Annotated in this window: 16 protein-coding genes and 4 tRNA genes; 19 read left to right on the top strand and 1 reads right to left on the bottom strand. The window is 36.5% G+C overall.

Annotated features, from left to right (window positions below):
* Positions 1-166: 166 nt before the first annotated feature.
* Together GKC53_02855 and GKC53_02850 are read left to right on the top strand one after the other, a co-directional pair.
* Positions 167-1,390 (top strand): HlyD family efflux transporter periplasmic adaptor subunit, encoded by a 1,224-nt coding sequence (locus GKC53_02855; protein ID QRN41084.1) that lies wholly within the window; start codon positions 167-169, stop codon positions 1,388-1,390.
* Positions 1,391-1,399: 9 nt separating this feature from the next.
* Positions 1,400-2,902, top strand: a complete 1,503-nt coding sequence (locus tag GKC53_02850) for a DHA2 family efflux MFS transporter permease subunit (GenBank protein QRN41083.1) — start codon at positions 1,400-1,402, stop codon at positions 2,900-2,902.
* On the opposite strand, the gene GKC53_02845 is transcribed toward GKC53_02850, so the two are convergent.
* Positions 2,899-3,531, bottom strand: coding sequence for a YdcF family protein (locus GKC53_02845; protein QRN41082.1), 633 nt, complete (start codon positions 3,529-3,531; stop codon positions 2,899-2,901). The genes GKC53_02850 and GKC53_02845 overlap by 4 nt on opposite strands.
* 350 nt (positions 3,532-3,881) lie before the next feature.
* Between GKC53_02845 and GKC53_02840 the strand changes: the two genes are divergently transcribed.
* The 17 genes from GKC53_02840 to fusA all read left to right on the top strand — a co-directional run bounded on the left by GKC53_02840 (position 3,882) and on the right by fusA (position 21,746).
* Entirely contained in the window at positions 3,882-4,142 is a 261-nt protein-coding gene (locus GKC53_02840; protein QRN41081.1) for a YfhL family 4Fe-4S dicluster ferredoxin, read from the top strand.
* A gap of 108 nt (positions 4,143-4,250) precedes the next feature.
* Positions 4,251-4,334, top strand: a tRNA-Tyr gene (locus GKC53_02835).
* 25 nt (positions 4,335-4,359) lie between these two features.
* A tRNA-Gly gene (locus GKC53_02830) sits at positions 4,360-4,433 on the top strand.
* Positions 4,434-4,437: 4 nt separating this feature from the next.
* Positions 4,438-4,512, top strand: a tRNA-Thr gene (locus tag GKC53_02825).
* 127 nt (positions 4,513-4,639) lie between these two features.
* Positions 4,640-5,830 carry an elongation factor Tu gene (tuf, locus tag GKC53_02820; protein ID QRN41080.1) on the top strand — a complete coding sequence of 397 codons (1,191 nt, stop codon included), beginning with the start codon at positions 4,640-4,642 and terminating at the stop codon, positions 5,828-5,830.
* Between the two features lie 15 nt (positions 5,831-5,845).
* Positions 5,846-5,921, top strand: a tRNA-Trp gene (locus GKC53_02815).
* 109 nt (positions 5,922-6,030) lie between these two features.
* Positions 6,031-6,537, top strand: a complete 507-nt coding sequence (secE, locus tag GKC53_02810) for a preprotein translocase subunit SecE (protein QRN41079.1) — start codon at positions 6,031-6,033, stop codon at positions 6,535-6,537.
* Positions 6,538-6,551: 14 nt separating this feature from the next.
* Positions 6,552-7,085, top strand: a complete 534-nt coding sequence (gene nusG / locus GKC53_02805; protein QRN41078.1) for a transcription termination/antitermination protein NusG — start codon at positions 6,552-6,554, stop codon at positions 7,083-7,085.
* A gap of 450 nt (positions 7,086-7,535) precedes the next feature.
* A complete protein-coding gene (gene rplK, locus GKC53_02800) occupies positions 7,536-7,967 on the top strand; it encodes a 50S ribosomal protein L11 (GenBank protein ID QRN41077.1) in 432 nt (143 codons plus the stop codon).
* On the top strand, positions 7,968-8,660 hold the full coding sequence (rplA, locus tag GKC53_02795) for a 50S ribosomal protein L1 (protein QRN41076.1): 693 nt from the start codon (positions 7,968-7,970) through the stop codon (positions 8,658-8,660).
* 208 nt (positions 8,661-8,868) lie between these two features.
* Positions 8,869-9,372 (top strand): 50S ribosomal protein L10, encoded by a 504-nt coding sequence (rplJ, locus tag GKC53_02790; protein QRN41075.1) that lies wholly within the window; start codon positions 8,869-8,871, stop codon positions 9,370-9,372.
* Between the two features lie 39 nt (positions 9,373-9,411).
* A complete protein-coding gene (gene rplL, locus GKC53_02785) occupies positions 9,412-9,789 on the top strand; it encodes a 50S ribosomal protein L7/L12 (GenBank protein ID QRN41074.1) in 378 nt (125 codons plus the stop codon).
* Between the two features lie 163 nt (positions 9,790-9,952).
* Complete coding sequence (rpoB, locus tag GKC53_02780; GenBank protein QRN41073.1) at positions 9,953-14,140, top strand: DNA-directed RNA polymerase subunit beta; 4,188 nt, start codon at positions 9,953-9,955, stop codon at positions 14,138-14,140.
* Positions 14,141-14,188: 48 nt separating this feature from the next.
* Positions 14,189-18,361: a DNA-directed RNA polymerase subunit beta' gene (gene rpoC, locus GKC53_02775; GenBank protein QRN41072.1), complete on the top strand. Its 4,173-nt coding sequence runs from the start codon at positions 14,189-14,191 to the stop codon at positions 18,359-18,361.
* A gap of 327 nt (positions 18,362-18,688) precedes the next feature.
* Complete coding sequence (gene rpsL / locus GKC53_02770; GenBank protein ID QRN41071.1) at positions 18,689-19,060, top strand: 30S ribosomal protein S12; 372 nt, start codon at positions 18,689-18,691, stop codon at positions 19,058-19,060.
* A 93-nt stretch (positions 19,061-19,153) separates the two neighbouring features.
* A complete protein-coding gene (rpsG, locus tag GKC53_02765; protein QRN41070.1) occupies positions 19,154-19,624 on the top strand; it encodes a 30S ribosomal protein S7 in 471 nt (156 codons plus the stop codon).
* A 22-nt stretch (positions 19,625-19,646) separates the two neighbouring features.
* On the top strand, positions 19,647-21,746 hold the full coding sequence (gene fusA, locus GKC53_02760; GenBank protein QRN41069.1) for an elongation factor G: 2,100 nt from the start codon (positions 19,647-19,649) through the stop codon (positions 21,744-21,746).
* The last annotated feature ends 51 nt before the right edge of the window (positions 21,747-21,797 follow it).

The raw sequence follows: 21,797 nt of genomic DNA, 5'->3' as shown, positions 1-21,797 counted from the left end.
CTAACATACAGTTTTGAGCTTTTTCAAAATATCAATTTTAAATTTGCTTTCCTCTTTAATCAAAGATCATAACTTTTTATTATTATAGTAGTTGATGGATATAGTGGGTGAAAACATGCTGACATCATTTTCGGTGCGGTTTGGTTTATGCCCTTGAAAGGTTATTATGAATAAAGAAAATAATGAAGAGATAGAAAAAAAGGTTTCCGTTGTTTTTGAAAAACAAGCTTCACCAACCTTGACTGGGAAAACGGAAACACGGTTAAATAAACGAATGCGTAATCTAATAATATTTAACATTATTTTAGTATTGGTTGGTTTATTTTTCCTATTTAAGTATTTAATGTTTTGGTCTCATGAAGTTAAAACCGATAATTCTTATGTTAATGGGCATATTGTCTATGTAAATACACAGATTTCGAGCACTGTCAATAAAGTATTGGTCGAGGATACTGACATTGTGCAGCAAGGTGATTTATTGGCTTTATTAGATAAAGAAGATTATCAACTAGCATACGATAAGGCCTTAAATCACCTTAAGAATGAAGTAAGAGTATTTAAAAATCTGAATAATTCAGTACAACAAGCAAAACTGAATGTAGATTTAAAACGAACAGCTTTGGCGAAGGTCAAGACAGATTATTATAGACGTTTGACTTTGTTGAAGTCAGGGGCTATTTCACAAGAAGAATTATCTCACTTAAAATTACAATTAGAACAAGCTCAAGAAGATCTGCATATAGCTCAACAAGCTCATGAAACAGCATTAAATAATATTAATGATGGTATTAGTATTGCAGAACAGCCTAATATTAGAGTCGCAATTGCAGATTTAAAACAAGCATGGTTGAATTTGCAACGTACAGAAGTTAGAGCTCCTATTGCGGGTCAAATTGCAAAAAGGAATATACAAATAGGGCAAAAGGTAGCAGTAGGACAAAATTTACTTCTGGTAGTTTCAAATACTAATTTTTGGGTGGATGCTAATTTTAAGGAAAACCAACTTAAAAGAATAAAAGAGGGACAATCAGTTGAACTGGAGTCTGATTTGTATGGTTCTGATGTGAAATTTCGTGGAAATGTGGTAGGAATCTCTGCAGGTACAGGTAGTGCATTTTCTTTATTGCCAGCTCAGAACGCTAGTGGTAATTGGATTAAAGTTGTACAAAGAGTACCTGTGAGAATTGCTTTAAAGCAAGAAGATTTGGAAAAGCACCCTTTAAAAATTGGGTTAAGTATGAAAGTTAGAGTATTGACAGATTCTCAAAACAACCAGAATAATATGGGTTCTAATATTTCATACCATGGTAATACAGACGAAGAAATTATCCCGATAGATTACCAACCTATTGAGAGTATTATTCAAGAAATTCTTGTTGGATCCAATTAGGGGTGAAAAATGAACCGACCGTTAAAAGGAAAACCATTAGTGTTGGTAACCATCGGCTTGTCCTTAGCAGTTTTTATGCAAGTTTTGGATTCTACCATTGCCAATGTTGCGTTGCCTACAATTGCTGGTAACTTAGGTGTAGCTGTTTCGCAAGGAACTTGGGTGATAACTTCTTTTGCCGTTGCTAATGCCATTTCTATTCCATTAACAGGTTTTCTGGCTAAAAGATATGGTGAGGTTAAACTTTTCTTAATATCTACCTCTTTCTTTTTGGTGGCTTCTTTATTTTGTGGGCTATCTACTAGTTTGGGGATGCTTATTTTATTCAGAGTGTTACAAGGATTAGTGGCAGGTCCAATGATTCCTTTATCTCAAAGTTTATTATTGGCAGTATACCCTAGAGAGAAGCATGCTATAGCAATGGGATTATGGTCCATGGTAATAATTGTTGCGCCAATATTTGGTCCTATTATAGGTGGTTACATTAGTGATAACTATTATTGGGGTTGGTTATTTTTTATTAATCTTCCAATTGGTTTATTAGGGTTATTTTTTTGTTGGGGATATCTAAAACATCGAGAGACTCCTAGATATAGAGTTCCAATTGATACAGTCGGAATTATTTTGATGGTCATTGGAGTAACTAGTTTTCAGCTAATGTTAGATAGAGGACAAGAGTTAGGTTGGTTTGAATCTAGAGAAATAGTTGTGTTGTTTTTGTTGAGTTTAATTACTTTTGGGTATTTTATTATTTGGGAGAAAGGGGATAGTAATCCTGTTATTAATCTATCACTCTTTAGAAAAAACAATTTTACTATTGGGGTGATAGTATTATGCTTGGCTTTTATGGTTTATCTAGGCGCAATCGTTTTAATTCCTCAGTTATTACAAATTCAGTATGGGTATACTGCTATTACTTCGGGTTTGGTAACCGCACCTATAGGCTTGTTCCCTGTTTTATTAGTTCCGATTATAGGTATGGTAGGTAAAAGACTAGATATGAGGGTTCTGGTTATTATTAGCTTTGTGGTATTTGCTATTTGTTTTTATTGGCGTAGTGTTACATTCAATATAAATATGACTTTTTGGGATGTTTTTTGGCCTCAGTTTTTTCAGGGTATTGCAATAGCATTATTTTTTACGCCATTGACAACTATTATTTTTTCTCAAGTAGAGGCAGAACAGATTGCTCAAGCGTCTAGTTTATCTAACTTTTTGCGGACACTTTCAGGTGCTGTGGGGACATCTATTACCATTAGTTTATGGGATAGACGTCAAGCTTTTCATCATGCTAGATTGACGGAATATTATAATGCATTGAATCAAAATGCAATTGATTGGGATACCCAATTAAAGTCATTAGGTATTTCTTCTCCAGACATAGGGAATTATTTAGTTAATCAGATGATTACCCAACAGTCTTTTATTATTGGCGCAAACGAGATATTTTATGCTTTTTCTATTTTATTTTTGATGTTGATTGGAGTTATTTGGTTCTCGAGGAGATTTTAAAACCATTTCTTTAGTTGATCTTTCGAAACATAGGGATGTGTGTAGTGGTAAACAACAGAAACATAGATTGAATTGGTCTCTTTGAGGTAAGTTTTCAATCTAGCTCTCCAATCTGAACTATCAAAATTGGAGTAAGGAGTCGCAGCTACTTGGACATGCATGCCCAAAAGTAAGCTGATAATTTTTGCTCTTGTTAAATGGTAGGGATCACTAACAATAATAAAAGTCTTGAAATTATTTTTGTCAGCAATTCTCTTAGCGTGTAACAAGTTTTCATAGGTGTTGCGACTAGTTTTATCAGTAAATATATGTATTTTAGGAATATTTTTATCAATGGCCCATTTGGTTGCAACCTCTCCTTCTGATGTGTAATTTTTATTTGGAGTGCCCCCCGTAAAAATAATGTTATTGGCTAAACCATTTTGGTATAACTCGATAGCATATTCAATTCTATTTCTAAAGACAGGTGAGGGGCGTTCTCCCCATGCGGCAGCACCCAGTACAATAATGGCATCAGCTGCATTTAAGTGTGATTTATGCTTTATGCTTACCACACAAATAAAAACTACTAGATAACCTATCAAAAAAATTATTATTGAGAGTTTAATCATAGCATAAATTTTTCTCATATGATTTTAGGCTTAAGTTTATTAAAAAGTCGTTAAAAATATCATAAATCAGTGAACTTTTAAAATATTATTACTCATAGTAGAAAGAGTGTCGATAAGTTTTAAGTATTTTCCTCTTAATTTTTATCATGTTAGATCCTTATGAGTTTGGGTGGTCTTTTTACGTTTGATTGAGTATAATGATAGTTGTGATATTTTAATGGGAAATTTAATAACGGGCGGATATGGTTATTTTATCTTAAGAATAGTTTTTATCCTAGCTAAATGAGTAAATACGATTTAATAGGTGAATTTATTTTAAAATCAAGTAATTTTATTAATTGGTTGGCAATTTGATGCGGTAAAGAATAATGTCATTATATATAACAGATGAATGTATTAATTGTGATGTATGTGAACCTGAGTGTCCTAATGAAGCGATATCTCAAGGAGAGGAGATTTATCAAATAGATTCTTCTCTTTGTACACAGTGTGTAGGCCATTATAATGAACCTCAGTGTCAGCAAGTTTGTCCAGTTGATTGTATTCTAATTGATCCTAAAAATCCTGAATCAGATCAGGAGTTATTGGATAAATATTACAAGATAATAAAGATTGAAAAAGTTGTTTGAAAATTTTTTATTATTTTGTTGTATTATTTGACATATTGTTTAATAATCGGATTAAAAAAAATCTTGACTTAGACGGCCGAAGTTTTGTACAATCATCCGCTCTGAATTGGAGGGATTCCCGAGCGGCCAAAGGGGGCAGACTGTAAATCTGTTGCGTAAGCTTCGAAGGTTCGAATCCTTCTCCCTCCACCATAGTGATTGCTTGGGTAGATAATAAGCGGGTGTAGCTCAATGGTAGAGCAGAAGCCTTCCAAGCTTAATGTGAGGGTTCGATTCCCTTCACCCGCTCCAATTTGCCCATGTGGCTCAGGGGTAGAGCACTCCCTTGGTAAGGGAGAGGTCGGCAGTTCAAATCTGCCCATGGGCACCATACAACAATTTTTGAGTAAATTTAAGATAACTAAACTAATGTGATTTTGGTTGCTAATTGTCATTTTTTAAAACTGGATTTTTTATTATAGATTTATTATTAGGATTAATATCAAAGGATTATTGCCATGGCTAAAGAAAAATTTGAGAGAAGTAAACCGCATGTAAACGTTGGCACCATTGGTCACGTTGACCATGGTAAGACGACATTGACAGCAGCTTTAACGACGATATTATCAAAGAAATATGGAGGAACTGCCAGAGCTTACGATCAAATTGATAATGCACCGGAAGAAAAAGCACGAGGTATCACGATTAATACATCACATGTTGAGTATGAAACAGAGGCTCGTCACTATGCACACGTAGACTGTCCGGGTCATGCGGATTATGTCAAGAATATGATTACAGGTGCTGCACAGATGGATGGTGCGATATTGGTAGTATCGGCGGCAGATGGTCCTATGCCACAAACACGTGAGCATATATTACTGGGTCGTCAAGTAGGTGTACCATACATTTTGGTGTATTTAAATAAATGTGATCAAGTAGATGATGAAGAGTTACTAGAATTAGTAGAGATGGAAGTAAGGGATTTATTATCTAGTTATGACTTTCCGGGGGATGACACGCCTATTGTTAAGGGCTCTGCATTGAAAGCATTAGAGGGAGATCAGTCAGCAATTGGGGAGCCTTCAATACTGGAATTAGCAGCTGCATTGGATAGTTATATTCCTACACCGGAACGAGCAGTGGATAAACCATTTTTATTGCCAATCGAAGATATTTTCTCTATTTCAGGCCGTGGTACGGTAGTGACTGGACGTGTTGAACGTGGTATTGTGAACGTTGGAGATGAGGTTGAGATTGTTGGATTGAAGGCAACGGAAAAGACGACGGTCACTGGTGTTGAGATGTTCCGTAAGTTGTTAGATCAAGGACAAGCTGGAGATAATGTTGGCGTATTATTAAGAGGTACTAAGCGTGAAGATGTAGAGCGTGGTCAGGTGTTGGCAAAACCAGGTTCAACCAAACCTCACACTAAGTTTTCAGCGGAAGTTTATGTGTTGAGTAAAGAAGAGGGTGGTAGACATACACCATTCTTTAATAATTATCGTCCACAGTTTTATTTTAGAACGACAGATGTAACGGGTGCGGTTAATTTACCGGAAGGAACGGAAATGGTGATGCCGGGAGAGAATGTTACATTGGATGTTGAGTTAATAGCACCAATAGCGATGGAAGAGGGTTTACGCTTTGCAATAAGAGAAGGTGGTCGTACGGTTGGTGCCGGTGTCGTTTCTAAAATCGTCGCTTAATTTTGGGGTTTAGATAGGCCAGTAGCTCAATTGGTAGAGTATCGGTCTCCAAAACCGAGGGTTGGGGGTTCGAGACCCTCCTGGCCTGCCAGAAATAGACTAATCGGCCTTGCCGATTAGTTTTTTGCATTATTTATGCAAAAAATTATATAGGCGTAAATTAAATAATCTAGAAATTAAGTATTCTATAAATTGGAAAAATGATGAAACAAAATAAGCAGGCTAAGAATAAGATAATACAAGCAGATGTTAAGAGGAACTATACTACTGAATTGGCTGGTAAAAGAGATGATAAAAAAATAAAACGAACATCCAATCAAACCAGTGAGAAGATAACTACTTTGGATAAGTTCAAGCTATTTTTAGGACTGGTTGTTTTGGGTTTGGGTATCTGGGGCTACTATCATTTTAATGGATCTAACCTTTTATCGTCGAATACTAATTCTTTACTTTCGTATTTGTGCCCAATTTTGGGGGTGTTTGTATTTTTATCAATCGTTATTTATGGGTGCTCTTTTGGTCGGGATATTATTAATTACATTAAAGAAGCAACGACTGAGTTGAGGAAAGTGGTATGGCCAGATCGTAAAACAACTACTCGTATGACGATGTTAGTGATGTTTTTTGTATTTATTTTAGCGTTGTTTATGTGGATTTCAGATGCATTTATTCAGTGGGTTTTGTACGATATTATATTGAGACGTTAAATAAGGAAGTTAATATGGCTAAACAATGGTATGTAGTTCATGCTTATTCTGGATTTGAGAAAAAGGTCATCAGAACATTAAATGAACGTATTGCCAGAGAAGGAATGGAGGATCAATTCGGAGAAATTTTGATTCCTACCGAGGAAGTGGTGGACATGAAAAATGGAAAAAAGAAAATAAGTGAAAGAAAATTTTTTCCAGGTTATATCTTAGTGGAGATGGAAATGTCTGACGAGACTTGGCATTTGGTAAAAAGTACTCCGAAGATAACTGGCTTTATTGGTGGTACGTCTCATAAACCATTGCCTATTACCAAAAGAGAAGTTGATAGAATATTAAATCAAGTCCAGTCTGGTGTCGAAAAACCTAAACCTAAAGTTGAATTTGGAGTGGGTGAGCATGTACGTGTTACCGAAGGCCCTTTTGCAGACTTTAATGGTATTGTTGAAGAGGTGAACTATGAAAGAAATAAACTTAAGGTGTCTGTGCAGATTTTTGGACGTGAAACTCCTGTTGAGTTAGATTTTATTCAAGTTGAGAAGGTATAAAAAAACCTATCAATATTGAGCTAGAGGTTAATATTAAGATATTTTTTTAAGTCTTGTTTAAGTAATTTTCCGAATAACTTATTTTATTGGTTGAATTTTTTATTAACCGTTTGTCTAGAGAGAAATATATATTAATAACATCATTCTTTTTTAAGATGAGGCGACATTAGAAAAATATTTGTGCTTTGGGATTGATTTTTTGAAGTATTATTTATTGTTTGAAATTAGAGCTCATTAGTAGGGCTCATGTGTGGTGTGAACTAATTAAAAGTTAATATTCAATAATTAAATTTGAGATTAATTTTAGTAAATATATTCAATATGTACTTAATGCCCTTGCTTTTTCTTTTTAATTATTTTAAAATATCCAGCTAACTTTTATTTAAGCTAACTTTTTTGGGGAGTGTAACTGAGTTTATACGTTTAACCCATAAGCTAAGGAGTGTTATTGTGGCAAAAAAAATTGCAGGTTATATCAAGTTACAGATACCAGCAGGTAAAGCAAACCCGTCGCCTCCTGTTGGTCCAGCATTGGGTCAGCGTGGGCTGAATATCATGGAGTTTTGTAAGGCATTTAATGCGGCTACTCAGAATTTAGAGCCGGGGATGCCTGTGCCAGTAGTTATTACTGCGTATGTAGATAAGTCATTTACGTTTATAATGAAAACTCCTCCCGCAAGTGTTCTGTTGAAAAAAGTAGCGGGGGCTGCAAAAGGGAGTGCAACGCCTCATACAATGAAGGTGGGTAAGGTGACTCGCGAGCAAATAGAGGAGATTGCAAAAACTAAACAGCCAGATTTGACAGGTGCTGATTTGGATGCGAATGTGAGGATTATTGCAGGTAGTGCGCGATCTATGGGTATTGACGTGGAGGGGGTATAAGTGGCAAAGAATTCAAAAAGATCGAGGGGGATCAGAGAAGGTTTAGATTTTAATAAGTTGTATTCTCTAGAGGATGCTATTTCTTTGGTTAAAAAAACAGCAACAGCAAAATTTGATGAATCTGTCGATTTATCCGTTAATTTGGGGATTGACCCTAGAAAATCAGATCAAGCTATTCGTGGTTCTGTTGTTTTGCCCAATGGTACTGGAAGAGTGACAAGAGTTGCTGTATTTACCCAGGGTGCTAATATAAAGGCAGCTAAAGAAGCTGGTGCTGATTTGGTAGGGCTGGAGGATTTAGCTCAAGAGGTTAAATCAGGTCATATTAACTTTGATGTTGTTATTGCATCTCCGGATGCAATGAGGGTTGTAGGGCAGTTAGGTACAATTTTAGGGCCTAGAGGATTGATGCCGAATCCAAAAGTGGGGACAGTAACATCTAATGTGACTGAAGCTGTTAAGAATGCTAAAGTTGGTATTCAATACCGTGCGGATAAAAATGGCATAATTCATACGACAATCGGACGTGCTTCTTTTGATGATAAGGCACTTAGAGAAAATTTTGATGCAGTGCTAGATGCTTTGATTAAGGTGAAGCCAGCTAGTTCTAAAGGTCAATATGTTAAGAGAATCGCGTTATCTAGCACGATGGGACTAGGAGTTGGTGTGGATACCGCTTCAGTGTCTAAATAATTTAGTATTTATGTTTATCATTGATACTATTGGGCTATAACTGTAAGGTTATAGGTGGTCGCAGACCGTAGGGATTGTTATAATTTAAACCAAAAACCCTACGCAGACGGTAATTCAGAATGATATTCCTAAAATATTCTTTTAAAATTGCCGAGCTGAAAAGAGTGATTTTTTTTACTCTAGTTTTAGTTTATATGGGAGGTTTAATTTGAGTCTCAATATTGAAGAAAAAAAAGCAGTTGTTGAAGAGATTAGCCAGGGTTTGTCTAAGGCTAAGACCTTAGTGATTGCTGAGTATAGAGGCATTAAAGTTGCTAGCCTAACTCAACTTCGATCGGAAGCTCGTAAAGCTGATGTATATTTGCATGTATTGAAGAATACTTTGGTGAAACGTGCGGTTGAAGGAACGTCTTTTGAGGTATTAGCAGATCAAATGGTGGGGCCTTTGATTTATGCAGCTTCAGAAGATCCAGTTGCGGCTGCGAAGTTATTGTACACTTATTCTAAGAAAGAAAGTGCATTAGCAATTAAATCAGGGTCTTATGATGGCGGTGTTTTATCAGCAGAAGAAGTTGCTAATTTAGCATCTATTCCTTCGAGGGAGGAATTGTTGACTAAGTTTGTGGGTATGATGCAAGCACCATTAGCGACATTTGCACGTACATTGGCAGCTTTGGCAGATAAGGAATCTGCGGGAGAGCCTGCGGCTTAAATATAAATATTAATTTACAAAAGTTTAGGAGTATATAGCATGGCTATTTCAAATGAAGAGATTTTAGAAGCAATTGGTAATTTAACCTTAATTGAATTAAATGATTTGATTAAAGAATTTGAAGAAAAGTTTGGTGTATCAGCTGCTTCTATAGCAGTTGCTGCTGCACCAGGAGCAGACACAGGTGCTGCAGCGGTAGAAGAAAAAACTGAATTTGATGTTATTTTAACTGAAGCGGGTGCTCAAAAGGTTGGTGTTATTAAAGTAGTTAGAAGTCTTACAGGCTTAGGATTGAAAGATGCAAAAGATTTAGTGGATAGTGCTCCTAAACCTGTTAAAGAAGGTGTTTCTAAGGATGAGGCTGATCAAATTGTTAAACAACTAGAAGAAGCTGGTGCTAAAGTAGAAGTTAAATAATTGAATTAAATTATTATGAGACAGGCTGGTGGCTTTTACCGGCCTAGCTCTGTTTTTTTTGTTTTTATTAAAAGTAGTTAAATATAAAAACCTAAAAATATTAAAATTTTAGATTTTCATATTTGGTTATTTCATCTGTTATTCATTACTGGAGACTCCATCAATGAGTTATTCTGTCACTGATAAAAAACGTATTCGTAAGTCCTTTGCAAAACGTCAAAATGTATTAGATTTTCCTTATCTGCTTGCTATGCAAAAAGATTCTTATGCACGATTTCTTCAATATGATATACCCACCGAGGCAAAGAAGGATGAAGGCTTGCAAGCTGCGTTTAATTCTATATTTCCAATTGTAAGTCACAACGGATTTGCGAGGTTGGAGTTTATTGGTTATAAATTAGGTCAACCGGAATTTGATATTCAAGAGTGTCAGGTTCGTGGTGTGACTTATGATGCTCCTCTAAGGGCTAAGATTCGTTTGGTTATTTTTGATAAAGAATCTTCTAAGAAGAATATCAAAGAGATTAAAGAGATTAGAGAAAATGAAGTCTATATGGGACAGATTCCACTAATGACACCTAGTGGTTATTTTGTTATTAATGGAACGGAACGAGTGGTTGTCTCTCAACTACATCGTTCCCCAGGCGTATTTTTTGAACATGATAAAGGCAAAGGACACTCTTCTGGAAAAAAATTATTTTCAGCAAGAATTATTCCTTATCGTGGTTCTTGGTTAGATTTTGAATTTGATCCTAAAGATTTACTTTACTTTAGGATAGATAGAAGAAGAAAAATGCCAGTTTCAATTTTATTGAAAGCACTAGGCTATTCTGTGGAAGATATTTTATCTATATTCTATGAATTTGAAGACTACCAATTAATAGGGAATGGAAAAGTTTTTACTGAGTTAGTGCCTAAGTATCTATTAGGTGAGAAATGTAACTTTGATATAGTTGGTGAAGATGGTAGTATCATTGTTAACAAAGGTACCAAAGTTACCAAGAAGAATTTGAGAGATATTAATAAAGCCAGTATTACAACCATTGAAATTCCTTCAGAAGCCCTCATAGGCAAAGTACTAGCTAAGGATATAGTTCATCCTGAAACAGGTGAGATCATTGCCTTTGCTAATGATGAAATCACAGAAGAGTTATTTGAAAAAATTGAATTAAGTAATATTAAAAGTATTCAAACCATTCATATTAATGAATTAAATCAAGGCCCGTATATATCAAATACACTACGTATTGATGAAACAAATGATGAACTATCAGCAAAAGTAGCGATATATAGAATGATGCGGCCAGGTGAACCGCCTACTGATGATTCTGTTACTCAATTATTTCAACGCTTATTTTTTGATCATGATGTTTATGATTTATCAAAGGTAGGCCGTATGAAATTTAATACTCGTACTTACGAAAATAAGATTGAAGATATTGCAAATGAATGGTTTAAGAAATTGATGAATGAGACTGTGAGTGATCAAAGAGGTAATTCTGATTTAGTTTTAAATTATTCTGATATCTTGGTAGTTATTGCCACTTTAGTTGAATTAAGAAATGGCCATGGGGAAGTAGATGATATTGACCACTTAGGTAATCGTCGTGTTCGTTCAGTAGGTGAATTAGTTGAAAATCAATTCAGATCGGGATTGGCTAGAGTAGAAAGAGCGGTTAAAGAGCGTTTGAATCAAGCAGAGTCAGATAATTTAATGCCGCAAGACTTGGTTAATGCTAAACCAGTTAGTGCTGCTATCAAAGAATTTTTTGGCTCAAGTCAATTGAGTCAATTTATGGATCAAACGAATCCTCTTTCAGAAATTACTCATAAAAGACGTGTGTCAGCCTTAGGGCCTGGTGGGTTGACTAGGGAGCGTGCTGGGTTTGAAGTTCGTGACGTTCATCCAACACACTATGGTCGAGTTTGTCCTATTGAAACACCTGAGGGGCCTAATATCGGATTAATTAATTCTTTATCAGTCTATGCACGTACAAATGAATATGGTTTTCTAGAGACGCCTTATGTTAAGGTGGAAAATGGTCAAGTGATTAATCAAATTGATTACTTATCAGCTATCGAGGAAGGTCATTACATTATTGCTCAAGCTAACTCTAATTTAGATGAGGATGGTAAGTTAGTTGACGAATTAGTTACCTGTCGTGAGAATGGTGAAACTATATTTGCTACACCAGATATGGTTAACTATATGGACGTATCTACTGGTCAAATTGTTTCAGTAGCTGCTTCTTTGATACCATTTTTAGAGCATAATGATGCAAACCGAGCCTTAATGGGAGCCAACATGCAACGTCAAGCGGTTCCTTGTTTGATACCAGAAAAACCTTTGGTAGGAACTGGTATTGAGAAAGCTGTAGCAAAAGACTCTGCTACTTTGGTGACTGCTAAACGTGGAGGGGTAGTTGATTATGTTGATGCAGGTCGAATTGTTATTCGAGTCAATGATGTAGAAACTGAAGTAGGTGAAATTGGGGTAGATATTTATAATTTAATTAAATTTACTCGTTCAAATCAGAATACTAATATTAATCAGACACCAATTGTTCAAGTTGGTGATGTGTTACAAGCGGGTGATGTTATAGCAGATGGTGCGTCTACTGACTTAGGGGAGTTGGCTTTAGGTCAAAATGTAACTGTTGCCTTTATGCCTTGGAATGGCTATAACTTCGAGGATTCAATTTTAATTTCAGAAAAAGTAGTAGCGGATGATCGTTATACATCGATTCATATTGAAGAATTGAATATTGTATCCCGTGATACTAAGTTGGGGCCAGAAGAGATTACTCGAGATATTCCTAATTTGTCTGAGAGAATGCAAAATCGGCTAGATGAGTCTGGTATTATTTATATTGGTAGCGAAGTAGGTCCTGGGGATGTATTGGTTGGAAAAGTGACCCCTAAAGGTGAAACGCAACTGACACCAGAGGAGAAACTTTTAAAAGCTATTTTTGGTGAGAAAGCTTCGGATGTTAAAGATACTTCATTGAGAATGCCTACAGGTATTAGTGGTACAGTTATTAATGTTCAGGTATTTACTAGAGGGGGTATTAAACGTGATGCTCGTTCAGAGTATATTATTGATTTTGAGTTAAAAAAATATCGACAAGACTTGAATGACCAGTTAAGAATTTATGATACAGATGCTTTTGCTCGTATTGAAAGAGCAATTATTGGCCAGAAAGTAAAAGGTGGACCAAAAAATTTGGCCAGGGGTGAAAAGGTAACAAAAGACTACCTAGATTCGTTTAGTTCAAAACATGAATGGTTTGATATACGTTTAGAAGATGAAGAGTTAGCTAAACAATTAATAAAAATTAAGGAAAATCTTGATCAGAAACGAGAGGAGGCGGAACTTCTATATCAAGTCAAGAAAAACAAATTAACTCGTGGTGATGAATTACAACCGGGTGTGCAGAAAATGGTAAAAGTTTTCGTGGCAATAAAACGTCGTTTGCAAGCAGGAGATAAGATGGCTGGACGTCATGGAAATAAGGGCGTGGTGTCTAGAATTTTACCTGTTGAAGATTTGCCATATATGGCAGATGGAAGGCCAGTTGATATTGTGCTTAACCCTCTTGGGGTACCAAGTCGTATGAATATTGGGCAAGTTTTGGAGGTGCATTTGGGTTGGGCTGCTAAAGGTCTAGGGGAAAGAATTAATAAAATGCTAGAGGAAAATCGACAAGTAGCAGAGTTAAGGGAATTTTTGGAGAAAATTTATAATACCAGTGGTAAGAAAGAAAATTTATCTGAATTAACAGATGATGAAATCATACAGTTGGCTAAAAACTTAAGGAAAGGTGCTTCATTTGCTTCTCCTGTTTTTGATGGTGCAGAAGAATCTGAAATTAAACAAATGTTAGATCTTGCTTACCCAAGTGATGACCCGGCAATACAGAAATTAGGATTTAATGATAGTAAAACTCAAATTACTCTTTTTGATGGCCGTACTGGTGAGCCGTTTGATCGTAAAGTAACTGTAGGGGTTATGCACTATTTAAAATTACATCACTTGGTCGATGAGAAGATGCATGCTCGTTCTACAGGTCCATATAGTTTAGTGACTCAACAACCATTAGGTGGTAAGGCTCAATTTGGGGGGCAAAGATTTGGAGAGATGGAAGTTTGGTCACTTGAGGCTTATGGTGCGGCATATACTTTGCAAGAAATGCTAACGGTTAAGTCCGATGATGTTTCTGGTCGTACAGCAATGTATGAAAACATCGTTAAGGGCGAACATAAAATGGTGGCAAGTATGCCTGAATCCTTTAATGTGCTGGTAAAGGAAATTCGTTCTTTGGCTTTAGATATTGATCTGGAAAATCGTTAAATATATTAATGTCGACAATGATTCGATAAAACTTGGAGCAAACAGATAATGAAAGCTTTATTAAGTGAATATAACCCGTTTCAAAATATGCAAGAAAATTTTGATGCAATTAAGATAGGTATTGCATCACCTGAGACTATTAGATCTTGGTCATATGGAGAAGTAAAAAAACCTGAAACCATCAATTATAGGACGTTTAAACCAGAGAGAGATGGGCTTTTTTGTGCTAAAATTTTTGGGCCAGTGAAAGATTATGAATGTTTATGTGGTAAATATAAGCGTTTAAAATATAAAGGTGTTACATGTGAAAAATGTGGTGTTGAAGTCACCCTGTCAAAAGTAAGACGTGAAAGAATGGGACATATTAATTTAGCCAGTCCTGTTGCTCATATTTGGTTTCTAAAATCTTTACCTTCCAGACTAGGTATGGTCTTGGATATGACATTAAGAGATATTGAGAAGGTACTGTATTTTGAGGCATATATTGTTATTGATCCTTTGCTAACTAACCTTAAGCAGGGGCAATTATTATCAGAAGAGGATTACTATAATTTATTGGAGGAGCATGGTGATGGGGAGTTTGTCGCTAAAATGGGAGCAGAAGCCATCAAAGAAATGCTACAACGTTTTGATCTAGATAAAGAGATTAAACTCCTAAATGAAGAATTGGATAGCACTAGCTCAGATGTAAAAATTAAAAAAATAGCTAAGCGTTTGAAAATATTAGAGGCATTTCAGCGTACAGGTATGAAGCTCGAATGGATGATTCTTGAAGTTTTGCCAGTGTTGCCACCAGATTTAAGACCTTTAGTTCCTTTGGATGGGGGGCGATTTGCCACATCTGATTTAAATGATTTATATCGTAGAGTTATTAATCGGAATAACCGCTTATTTCGATTACTGGAATTGCATGCTCCCGAAATTATTGTTCGTAATGAAAAAAGAATGCTTCAGGAGGCAGTCGATTCACTGTTAGATAATGGCCGACGTGGGAAAGCAATGGCAGGTGCTAATAAGCGTTCATTAAAGTCATTAGCAGACATGATTAAAGGAAAAGGTGGTCGTTTCCGTCAGAATTTGTTAGGTAAACGTGTTGATTATTCTGGGCGTTCTGTGATTACTGTTGGTCCTTATTTGAGATTACATCAATGTGGATTGCCTAAAAAAATGGCTTTAGAGTTGTTCAAACCATTTATTTTTAATAAATTAGAAGAACAAGGTATGGCCAGTACAGTAAAGGCCGCTAAAAAGTTAGTAGAACAAGAGGTGCCAGAAGTATGGGATATTTTGGAAGAAGTCATTCGCGAACATCCAGTATTATTGAATAGGGCACCGACTCTTCATAGGCTAGGAATTCAAGCATTTGAGCCAATATTGATTGAAGGTAAGGCAATTCAATTACATCCATTAGTGTGTGCTGCTTTTAACGCCGACTTTGATGGAGACCAAATGGCTGTGCATGTTCCTTTATCTTTAGAGGCCCAAGAAGAAGCTAGAACGTTAATGTTAGCTTCTAATAATGTGTTATCACCTGCAAATGGAGAGCCGATTATTGTACCTTCTCAAGATATTGTATTAGGTCTTTATTATATGACTCGTAGCAAAATTAATGTGAAAGGGGAAGGCGGAATTTTTGTAGATACCAAGGAGGTTCGTAGGGCATATGAGACTGGACAAGTTGAACTTTCTGCCAAGATTACAGTAAGAATTAGTGAATGGGTAAAAGATGATAATGGAAGTCATGTACCTGTAGTCAATCGTTATGAAACTACAGTTGGTCGGGCTTTATTGTCAGAAATATTACCCCAAGGGTTACCATTTAAGTATATCAATACTGTACTAAAGAAAAAGGAAATTTCAAAATTAATTAATGCTTCTTTCCGTTTATGTGGCTTGAGGGATACGGTCATATTTGCAGATCATTTGATGTATACCGGATTTGCTTATTCAACTAAGGGTGGTATCTCTATTGCGGTAGATGATATGTTGATTCCTGAAGAAAAATCGTCGATTCTACAAGAGGCGCAAGAAGAAGTAAAGGATATTGAAGAGCAATACAGGCATGGATTAGTTACTCAAGGTGAACGCTATAATAAGGTGGTAGATATTTGGGGTAAAATTGGCGATAAGATTGCTAAATCAATGATGGATAACTTGTCATTTGAGAGAACTTTAGATAAAGATGGTAATGAAGTTGAGCAAGAATCTTTTAATTCTATCTATATGATGGCAGATTCTGGTGCTCGTGGTTCTGCAGCTCAGATTAAACAGTTATCTGGAATGCGTGGTTTGATGTCTAAGCCTGATGGTTCTATTATTGAAACACCAATTACTTCGAATTTTAGAGAAGGATTAACAGTATTGCAGTATTTCATTTCTACCCATGGTGCACGTAAGGGGCTAGCGGATACTGCGCTGAAGACTGCAAACTCTGGATATTTGACAAGGAGATTGGTGGATGTAACGCAGGATTTAGTTGTCATTGAAGATGATTGTGGTACCAGAGATGGTTTGACACTTAAGGCTGTAGTGCAAGGGGGGGATGTTATTGAATCACTTCGTGATCGTGTTTTAGGTCGAGTATTGGCAGAACCTGTTATTGATCCTATTACTGGTGAAACATTAATAGACAGAAACACATTAATCACTGAGGTTTTGGCAGAGGTAATTGACAGTTTAGGTGTAGATGAGGTGAAGGTTAGAACACCAATTACTTGTAAAACTCATTACGGATTATGTGCCCATTGTTATGGTCGTGATTTGGCTCGAGGTAAAATGGTTAATATAGGGGAGTCAGTTGGGGTTATTGCTGCTCAATCAATTGGGGAGCCAGGAACTCAGTTAACAATGCGTACTTTCCATATTGGTGGGGCAGCCTCTCGTTCTGCTGCAGCTAGTCAGGTTGAAGTAAAAACAAGAGGCGCAGTTCGTTTTGGAAGTCAAATGAGGTACGTTGCTAATAAGAAAGGTGAATTGATTGTTATTGGTCGATCTTGTGAGATTGTGATCCATGATGAAATTGGGAGAGAGAGAGAAAGACATAAAATTCCATATGGTGCAACCTTGTTAGTTTCAGATGGTCAAGAAATCGTAGAAGGCACTGTTTTAGCAACATGGGATCCACACACCCACCCTATGATTACCGAGCATGAAGGAACGATTGCTTTTGAGAATATGGAAGAAGGGGTGAATGTTGAAAAACAAACTGATCCTATAACAGGAATTTCAACGTTGGTTGTTGTGGATAATAAAATTGGTTCGTCTAAAGCAAAACAGACAAAACCTATTATTAAATTACTGGATGAAAACGGTAATGAGCTTAATTATTCAGGTACAGAAACGCCTATCTTATTTACCTCATTTCCTGTAGATACAGTCATAACTGTCAAAGAAGGGCAGATAGTTGGTAGAGGTGATGTTTTAGCAAGGTTGCCGAAAGCATCTACAAAAACTAGGGATATTACTGGTGGGTTACCGCGGGTAGCGGAGTTATTTGAAGCACGTGTGCCAAAAGATGCGGGTATTTTAGCAGAAGTATCAGGAACTGTTTCTTATGGTAAAGAAACTAAAGGTAAACAAAGGCTAGTTATTACGGATGCAGACGGTCTTGATCATGAAACCTTGATTTCTAAAGAAAGACAATTGCTTGTTCATGATGGGCAAGTGGTTAATAAAGGTGAAATGGTTGTTTCTGGAAGTAATAATCCACATGATATTTTACGTTTGCAAGGAATTGAATCACTCACTCGGTATATTGTTCAAGAAGTACAAGAAGTCTATCGTTTACAAGGGGTTAAGATTAGTGACAAGCATATAGAGGTTATCATTCGTCAAATGTTACGTCGAGTGAACATTATTGATGCTGGTGATAGTGATTTTATTGTGGGTGAGCAAGTTGAGAGAACCGATTTAGTTATTGCTAATGAGAAGTTGGTAGCTGAAGGTAAAGAACCTGCGAAATATGAAAATATTTTGTTAGGTATTACTAAAGCATCTTTATCAACTGATTCTTTCTTATCTGCAGCATCATTCCAAGAAACAACTCGAGTGTTGACTGAAGCTGCCATCATGGGTAAAAGAGATGATTTAAGAGGATTGAAAGAAAATATTATTGTGGGTCGATTAATTCCGGCAGGGACTGGTTATATTTATCATGATAATAATAAAGAAGAAGTAAAATCATCCCAAATTGATAATAGTCATATGGTAGTAAATGAGTAATTAATTAGTATATCGTTAAATAAAAAAGTACAAATAAATTTACACTTTTTTATTTAACGATCGAGAAGCTTATTTTAAATGTAACCATTTTATTAGATGTAATTTTTAAAATTGTATAGTTTCGATAGGATGGATTATATCTAATTTTACCATTAGTTAAGTTGATGCAATCTTGACATTCTTTTGTATAAAGCATAGAATAAGCAGTTTACTTAATTAAAAAAGTGGTTTAGAAAACTCAGCTTCGCCGTAAGGCTTCGTTTTTGAGGACGAGGAAGAGGTCGATATTTGCAAAATAAATGTTGAAATGAAGGGAACTAAATAAAAATGCCTACAATTAATCAGTTAGTCCGTAAAGGACGTAAGGCGCCAGTTTATCCAAATAAGGTGCCTGCACTGAAACAGTGTCCACAACGTCGTGGTGTGTGTACGCGTGTGTATACTTCTACACCTAAAAAACCAAATTCAGCAATGCGTAAAGTTTGTAAAGTAAAACTTACCAGTGGGTATGAAGTCATTTCATATATCGGTGGTGAGGGACATAATTTACAAGAGCATAGTGTGGTTTTGATTAGAGGGGGTCGTGTTCCTGACTTGCCGGGTGTTCGCTATCATACTGTTCGTGGTGCTTTGGATACTGCAGGGGTTAAAGATAGAAAACAATCCCGTTCTAAATATGGTGCCAAGAAACCTAAGTAGTTTAAATTTTGACGATAGATAATTATCGAGTAAGTGGGTAGTTTGTTAGCTATCTAAGAGTGATACTCAACTGAAGAATATTAAGGAGTAAAAATGCCTAGAAGAAGAGAGGTCCCAAAAAGAGAAGTACTTCCAGATCCTAAATTTGCCAGTACTGACATATCTAAGTTTATGAATGTGGTGATGATTAGTGGAAAAAAATCTGTATCGGAGCACATTGTTTATGGTGCTTTACAGATTATTGAGCAGAGAACGGGGAAATCAGGAATTGAAGTCTTTGATGAAGCAATTGCCAACGTTAAGCCTATTGTTGAGGTTAAAAGTCGTCGTGTAGGTGGTGCTAACTATCAAGTTCCTGTAGAAGTAAGGCCTACTCGTAGAACAGCTTTAGCAATGCGTTGGATTCGTGATGCTGCACGTAAACGTGGTGAAAAATCTATGGAGTTACGTTTGGCAGGGGAGTTATTAGATGCACTTGAAGGACGTGGTGGTGCCATGAAGAAACGTGATGAAGTTCATCGTATGGCAGAAGCAAATAAAGCATTCTCACATTTCCGTTTTTAAATAAATTTTAAGAGGTAAGATCATGGCTCGTAAAACGCCTATTAATTTATACCGAAATATTGGTATTAGTGCGCATATTGATGCAGGGAAAACCACTACTTCAGAGCGTATTTTATTTTATACAGGTGTGAATCATAAAATTGGTGAAACACATGATGGCGCAGCTACTACAGACTGGATGGAGCAAGAGCAAGAGCGGGGCATTACTATTACTTCTGCTGCTGTGACTGCATTTTGGGATGGAATGGCGCATCAATTTCCAAAGCATCGTTTAAATATTATTGACACCCCAGGGCATGTGGACTTTACGGTTGAAGTGGAACGCTCTATGCGTGTATTGGATGGGGCGGTAATGGTTTATTGTGCTGTAGGAGGGGTTCAGCCACAGTCAGAAACTGTATGGCGTCAGGCAAATAAATATAAGGTACCTCGTTTGGCATTTGTTAATAAGATGGATAGACAAGGTGCTAATTTTTTCCGTGCTGTAGATCAAATGAAGACTCGTTTACGTGGAAATCCGGTTCCTATCGTAATTCCTATTGGGGTAGAAGATAATTTCCAAGGGGTTATTGATTTGATTAAAATGAAGGGGATTATTTGGGATGAGGCTTCTCAAGGAACTAAATTTGATTACATTGATATCCCTGAAGATTTGGTGCCTGTGGCTGAAGAATGGCGCGAAAAGATGATTGAAGCAGCTGCTGAAGTTAGTGAAGAATTGATGGATAAATATTTGGGCGGTGAAGTTTTAACTGAAGAAGAGATTGTTGGCGCCCTGAGACAAAGAACTTTAGCAACAGAAATCCAGCCAGTTTTATGTGGTTCTGCCTTTAAAAATAAGGGCGTTCAAAGAATGTTAGATGCAGTAGTTGAGTTTTTACCTTCACCAACAGATATTCCTCCTGTGGCAGGAGAGAGCCCTGAAGGAGAAAAAGATAGTCGTAAGGCATCAGATGAAGAAAGTTTTTCTGCCTTAGCATTCAAATTAATGAATGATAAGTATGTGGGGCAATTAACGTTTATACGTGTATATTCTGGTGTTCTGAAGTCTGGGGATACTGTGATAAACACAGTAAAGGGAACTCGTGAAAGAATTGGTAGATTGGTGCAAATGAAAGCTAATGATAGAGACGAGATTGAAGAAGTTAGAGCAGGTGACATTGCGGCAGCAATTGGACTGAAAGATGTAATAACAGGTGAGACTCTGAGCGCTGAAGCTAAGCCTATTATTTTAGAGAGAATGGAGTTTCCTGAACCTGTTATTCACGTAGCAGTTGAACCTAAAACAAAAGCAGATCAAGAAAAAATGGGCTTGGCCTTAAATCGTTTAGCAAAAGAGGATCCATCTTTTAGAGTTCGTTCTGATGAAGAATCAGGTCAAACAATTATTTCAGGTATGGGTGAATTGCACCTTGAAATTATTGTAGATAGAATGAAAAGAGAATTTGGGGTAGAGGCAGCTGTGGGTGCGCCTCAAGTTGCTTATCGTGAAACTATTCGCAAAGAGGTAGAATCTGAAGCCAAGCATATTAAACAGTCTGGAGGGAAGGGACAATATGGTCATGTGGTATTGAAACTCGAACCTTTGGAGCCGGGTTCTGGTTATGAGTTCGTAGATGAAATTAAAGGAGGTATTATTCCTCGTGAATTTATTCCTTCAGTTGATAAAGGTGTTCGAGACACTCTACAAAGTGGTGTTTTGGCTGGCTATCCAGTTGTTGATGTTAGGGTTCGCTTAATTTTTGGTTCTTACCATGATGTTGACTCTTCGCAGTTGGCTTTTGAATTGGCTGGTTCTATGGCATTTAAAGATGGTATGCGTAAAGCAAATGCTGTTTTATTGGAGCCAGTGATGGCAGTGGAAGTTGAGACTCCTGAAGATTATATGGGTGATGTGATGGGGGATTTGTCTACTCGGCGTGGTATGGTTCAAGGGATGGATGATGATGGTATTGGTGGTAAAAAGATTAGAGCTGAAGTTCCGTTATCTGAAATGTTTGGCTATGCAACATCATTACGTTCTTTAACTCAGGGGCGTGCTACTTATAGTATGGAATTTAAGCACTATGCTGAAGCCCCACAACATGTGGCACAGCAAATTATTGAAAGTAGAAAATCATAGTTTACTATTTTAAATAGTAGTGTTCTTTAATTAATTTTTAGAAGGAATTAG

The sequence above is a fragment of the Neisseriaceae bacterium genome, from assembly GCA_016864895.1.
GTDB lineage: Bacteria > Pseudomonadota > Gammaproteobacteria > Burkholderiales > Neisseriaceae > QFNR01.
This window is presented reverse-complemented; position numbering and strand designations above follow the sequence as displayed.